This is a genomic window from Kocuria rhizosphaerae, assembly GCF_044462265.1.
Lineage (GTDB): Bacteria > Actinomycetota > Actinomycetes > Actinomycetales > Micrococcaceae > Kocuria > Kocuria rhizosphaerae.
On the sequence record NZ_JBISWL010000090.1, the window covers coordinates 1 to 5,122 of the forward strand.

Sequence of the window (5,122 nt, forward strand, 5' to 3'; positions counted from 1 at the left end):
CGCCCCTCGGCGGCGGGTCGCGCAGCGGGCGCGCCCTCGTGGGCGGGGCCGCGACGGGTCAGCGGGCCGCGGTGCCCTCGACGTAGTCGGCGTCGGGCGAGGTCCACGCGAAGAGCTTGCGCAGTTCGCGGCCGGTGACCTCGATCGGGTGGGTCTCCTCCTTCTCGCGCAGCTTCTTGAACTCGGGGCCGCCCCGGTCCTGGTCCTCGATGAAGCGCTTGGCGAAGGTGCCGTCCTGGATGTCGGCGAGCACGGCCTTCATGTTCTCCTTGACCGCGGGGCTGATCACGCGGGGGCCGGAGACGTAGTCGCCGTACTCGGCGGTGTCGGAGATGGACCAGCGCTGCTTGGCGATGCCGCCCTCGACCATGAGGTCGACGATGAGCTTGAGCTCGTGCAGCACCTCGAAGTAGGCGATCTCCGGCTGGTAGCCGGCCTCGGTCAGGGTCTCGAAGCCGTACTGGACGAGGTGCGACATGCCGCCGCACAGCACTGCCTGCTCGCCGAAGAGGTCGGACTCGGTCTCCTCGGTGAACGTGGTCTTGATGACGCCGGCACGGGTGCCGCCGATGCCCTTGGCGTAGGACAGGCCGAGGTCCAGGGCCTTGCCGGAGGCGTCCTTCTCGACGGCCACGAGGGCGGGAACCGCACGGCCGGCCTCGAACTCGCGGCGCACGGTGTGCCCGGGGCCCTTGGGGGCGACCATCACGACGTCGACGCCCTCGGGGGCCGTGATGTAGCCGTAGCGGATGTTGAAGCCGTGGGCGAAGAAGATCGCGTCGCCGTCCTTGAGGTTCGGCTCGATGGACTCGGCGTAGACGTGGCGCTGGACCTGGTCGGGGGTCAGGATCATGACCACGTCGGCCTCCTGGACGGCCTCGGCGACCGTGAGGACGCGCAGGCCCTCGGCCTCCGCCTTGGCCCGGGACCGCGAGCCCTCGGCCAGCCCGATCCGGACGTCGACGCCGGAGTCGCGCAGGTTCAGCGCGTGGGCGTGGCCCTGCGAGCCGTAGCCGATGACGGCCACGGAGCGGTCCTGGATGATCGAGAGGTCGGCGTCGTCGTCGTAGAAGATCTCTGCCATGGGGTTGTCTCCTTCAAGCATGGGTGGGCGCGGCGGCTGCACCGCCGCGAGGTGGGTGGGTGTGCGCGGGCCGGCGCCCGCGCCGACGCCGGGGCGTCAGTGGCGCAGGGCGCGGTCGCTCATCGACTTGGGACCACGTCCGAGGGCCAGCGTACCGGCCCGGACGATCTCCCGGACCCCGAACGGCTCCAGGATGTCCAGCAGCGCCCGGAGCTTGTCCGGGGCGCCGGTGGCCTCGATGACGAGCGACTCGGTGGAGACGTCGACAACGGTGGCCCGGAACAGGTCCGCGGCTTGGGTGACCTGCAGACGTGTCGCGGCGTCGGCGCGGACCTTGACCATGATGTGGTCGCGCTGCACCGACGAGTCGGGCGTGAGCTCGACGATCTTGATGACGTTGATCAGCTTGTTCAGCTGCTTGGTGACCTGCTCGAGCAGCTCGCCCTCCGCGTCCACCACGACGGTGATGCGGGAGATGCCCTCGAGCTCCGTGGGGCCCACGGCGAGCGAGTCGATGTTGAAGGCGCGGCGGGCGAACAGCCCGGCCACGCGGGTCAGCACGCCCGGCTTGTCCTCGACGAGCACGGAGAGGGTGTGTCGGCTCATGGTCAGTCCTCCTCGTCCCACTCGGGGGTCATGTTGCGGGCGATCTGGATCTGGTCGTTGGACACGCCGGAGGGCACCATGGGCCACACCATCGCGTCGGCGGAGACCACGAAGTCGATCACCACGGGCCGGTCGTTGATCTCGAGGGCCTGCTTGATCACGTCGTCCACGTCCTCGTCCCGGGTGCAGCGCAGGGCGGCGCACCCGTAGGCCTCGGCGAGCTTCACGAAGTCCGGGACCATGATGCTGTCGTGACCCGTGTTCAGGTCCGTGTTGGAGTACCGGCCGTCGTAGAACAGGGTCTGCCACTGGCGCACCATGCCCAGCGAGGAGTTGTTGATCACGGCCACCTTGATCGGGATGTTGTTGATCGTGCAGGTGGCGAGCTCCTGGTTGGTCATCTGGAAGCAGCCGTCGCCGTCGATGGCCCAGACCGTGCGCTCCGGCTGGGCGACCTTGGCACCCATGGCGGCGGGCACCGCAAAGCCCATGGTGCCCAGTCCCGCGGAGTTCAGCCACTGCCGCGGGCGCTCGTAGCGCACGAAGTGGGAGCTCCACATCTGGTGCTGGCCCACGCCCGCCGCGTACACGGCCTCGGGACCGGTCAGGGCGGAGATCCGCTCGATGACGTGCTGCGGGGAGCCGAGGCCGTCGGCCGGCCGGGTGTAGCCGAGCGGGTAGGTGGCCCGCAGGCTGCTCAGCGTCGCCCACCACGCGGAGAGGTCGGGGGTCCCGCCGCGCTCGAACTCGTGCCGCACGGCCGTGACGAGGTCCGGCAGGATCTCCTTCACGTCGCCCACGATCGGAACGTCGGCGGTGCGGTTCTTGGAGATCTCCGCGGGGTCGATGTCCGCGTGCACGATCTTGGCGGTCGGGGCGAAGGTCTCCAGGTGGCCGGTGACGCGGTCGTCGAAGCGCGCGCCGAGGGTCACCAGCAGGTCGGCCTGCTGCATCGAGTAGACGGCGGGGACCGTGCCGTGCATGCCGGGCATGCCGAGGTTCTGCTCGTGGGAGTCCGGGAACACGCCGCGGGCCGTCAGGGTGGTGACCACGGGCGCGCCGGTCAGCTCGGCCAGTTCCATGAGCTCCGCCGCGGCGTCGGCGCGGACCGTGCCGCCGCCGACGTAGAGCACGGGCCGCTGGGCGGCCGCGATGAGCCGGGCGGCCTCCCGGATCTGCTTGGAGTGCCCGCGGGTCACGGGCCGGTAGCCGGGCAGGTCCATCTGCGGGGGCCAGGAGAACGTCATGGTGTCCTGCTGGGCGTCCTTGGCGATGTCCACGAGCACCGGGCCCGGGCGGCCGGTGGAGGCCAGGTGGAAGGCCTCGGCGAGCACGCGCGGGATGTCCTGGGCGTGGGTGACCAGGTAGGAGTGCTTGGTGATGGGCATGGTCATGCCCACGATGTCCGCCTCCTGGAAGGCGTCGGAGCCGATCACCTTGGAGGAGACCTGCCCGGTGATGGCCACCATCGGGATCGAGTCCATGTGCGCGTCGGCGAGCGCCGTGACGAGGTTGGTGGCCCCGGGGCCGGAGGTGGCGATGCAGACCCCCACCCGCCCGGAGGCGAGGGCGTAGCCCTCCGCGGCGTGGCCGGCGCCCTGCTCGTGCCGGACGAGGATGTGGTTGATCTTCTCCGTGTCCATCAGCGGGTCGTAGGTGGGCAGGATGGCCCCACCGGGCAGGCCGAACACGTCGGTCACCCCCAGTTCCTCCAGCGACCGGACGATGGCCTGGGAACCGGTCATCTCCAAGGGCGCGACCGTGTTGCGGGGCCCCATGACGGACGGGACGGCCGGGACGGTCTTCTCCGGGGTCCCGGGCGGCCGGTGGTCAGCGGCGGTCTCCGCGCGCTTGGTGGCCATCAGCGCCGGGCTGATCGGCTGTCCCTTGGTCATGTCAGCAGTCCTTCGTGGTCTCGGTGGTTCTGGTCCGGTCCGGGTCACCGCTCCCGTGCCGGGCAAGAAAAAAGGCCCTCGCGGCACCGGGAGGTGCGACAGGGCCCGTGCGCTCGACCGGTCGTCGGCTCAGGCCCCGCGTCCGACGAGGACGCGTACCGTGAGCTGGACGACACCGTGGCTGAGTTGCATGCTCCCATGCTCCGCCGCGCGCGCGGGTGTGTCAAACACCGGACGCCCGGTTCCACGATGTGAGACGAGCCACGGGGTGGCTTCAGAGCGCGGGCGGGAGCCGGAGGCGGCCCGGCTGCTGCAGGAACAGCGGCCGCTCCCCCGCCGCGAGCCGCCGGAGCTGCTCCTCCAGGAGTCGCCGCAGGCGTGGCCGGTACGAGTCGCTGGAGCCCCCGGTGTGCGGGGTGACGATCGAGCCGGGCGCCCGCATGAGGGGGTGGTCGGCGGGCAGCGGCTCCGGCTCCACGACGTCGAGGGCGCAGCGGAGCCGGCCGGAGACCACCTCCGCGGTGAGCGCCGCGGTGTCGACCACGCGACCGCGGCCCACGTTGACCACGAGCGCGTCGTCGGGGAGCCGGGAGAGCATCTCGGCGTTCACGAGACCGCCGGTGGCCGGACTGGCGGGCAGCGTCACGACGAGCACGTCGGTCCGCCCGAGCAGCCCGGGCAGCTCGTCCACCCCGTGCACGGGGCCCTGCTCGTCGGTGCGGGCCCGGGAGGCGACGCGGGTGAGCTCGACCTCGAACGGGCGCAGCCGGTCGGCCACGGCCGTGCCGATCTCGCCCGCGCCCAGCACGAGCACCCGGCTGTCGGCCAGCGAGCGGCTCCAGAAGCGCCGGTACAGGCCGTCGCGCTGCTGCAGCACCGCGCGGTCGATCCCGCGCTGGGCCGCCAGCACGAGACCGACGGCGAGCTCGGCGGTGCCGGCCGCGTGCACCCACCCGGCCGTGGCCAGGGCCAGGTCGGGGCCGACCGCTTCGGGCACCCCGTCGAAGCCGGTGCTCTGCAGCTGCAGCAGCTTCAGCCGGGTCGCCCGGGGAAGGGCCCGGATCCACGGCCCGCCGAAGTACGGGGTGACCGCGACGTCGATCTCGTCCGCGCGCGCACCCTCCGGCTCGCCGACCATGTCCCACAGCACGCACCGGAACGCGGGCACGCGCCCGGCCAGGTGGTCGACGAGGTCCTGCTCCGGGAGGGAGACCACCCGCAGCTCGGTCAGGGGGACGGTCGCGGACGCCGGTGCGGAAGCCATGACCGCCATGGTAGACGCCGGGCCCCGCACGGCAGGACGCCAAATGGACAAGCGGTGGCGAGGTGGTAGAGTGTTCTCTCGTTGCGAGGCAGGAGCCGGCGGCGCCCGGCCGGCACGATTCGGTCCGCGGACCGCCGTCGTGCTAGTGTTCTGGCCGCACCACCCGCGCCTCTAGCTCAATTGGCAGAGCAATTGACTCTTAATCAATGGGTTCTCGGTTCGAGTCCGAGGGGGCGCACCACAGCACAGGGCCCCGGCCGCCGACGAGGCGGC

4 protein-coding genes and 1 tRNA gene are annotated in these 5,122 nt (G+C 71.6%); 1 reads left to right on the top strand and 4 read right to left on the bottom strand.

What is annotated here, in order from left to right:
* Positions 1 to 58: 58 nt before the first annotated feature.
* The 4 genes from ilvC to ACH9EU_RS11150 form a co-directional block, all read right to left on the bottom strand.
* The gene (gene ilvC / locus ACH9EU_RS11135) at positions 59 to 1,084 is read right to left on the bottom strand and encodes a ketol-acid reductoisomerase (RefSeq protein ID WP_396414000.1); all 1,026 of its coding nucleotides are present in this window, start codon (positions 1,082 to 1,084) and stop codon (positions 59 to 61) included.
* A 96-nt stretch (positions 1,085 to 1,180) separates the two neighbouring features.
* Entirely contained in the window at positions 1,181 to 1,690 is a 510-nt protein-coding gene (ilvN, locus tag ACH9EU_RS11140; protein WP_396414001.1) for an acetolactate synthase small subunit, read from the bottom strand.
* A 2-nt stretch (positions 1,691 to 1,692) separates the two neighbouring features.
* Entirely contained in the window at positions 1,693 to 3,585 is a 1,893-nt protein-coding gene (locus tag ACH9EU_RS11145) for an acetolactate synthase large subunit (RefSeq protein WP_396414002.1), read from the bottom strand.
* A 274-nt stretch (positions 3,586 to 3,859) separates the two neighbouring features.
* The gene (locus ACH9EU_RS11150; protein ID WP_396414003.1) at positions 3,860 to 4,849 is read right to left on the bottom strand and encodes an NAD(P)-dependent oxidoreductase; all 990 of its coding nucleotides are present in this window, start codon (positions 4,847 to 4,849) and stop codon (positions 3,860 to 3,862) included.
* 165 nt (positions 4,850 to 5,014) lie between these two features.
* On the opposite strand from ACH9EU_RS11150, the gene ACH9EU_RS11155 reads away from it, so the two are divergent.
* A tRNA-Lys gene (locus tag ACH9EU_RS11155) sits at positions 5,015 to 5,090 on the top strand.
* Positions 5,091 to 5,122 lie beyond the last annotated feature (32 nt).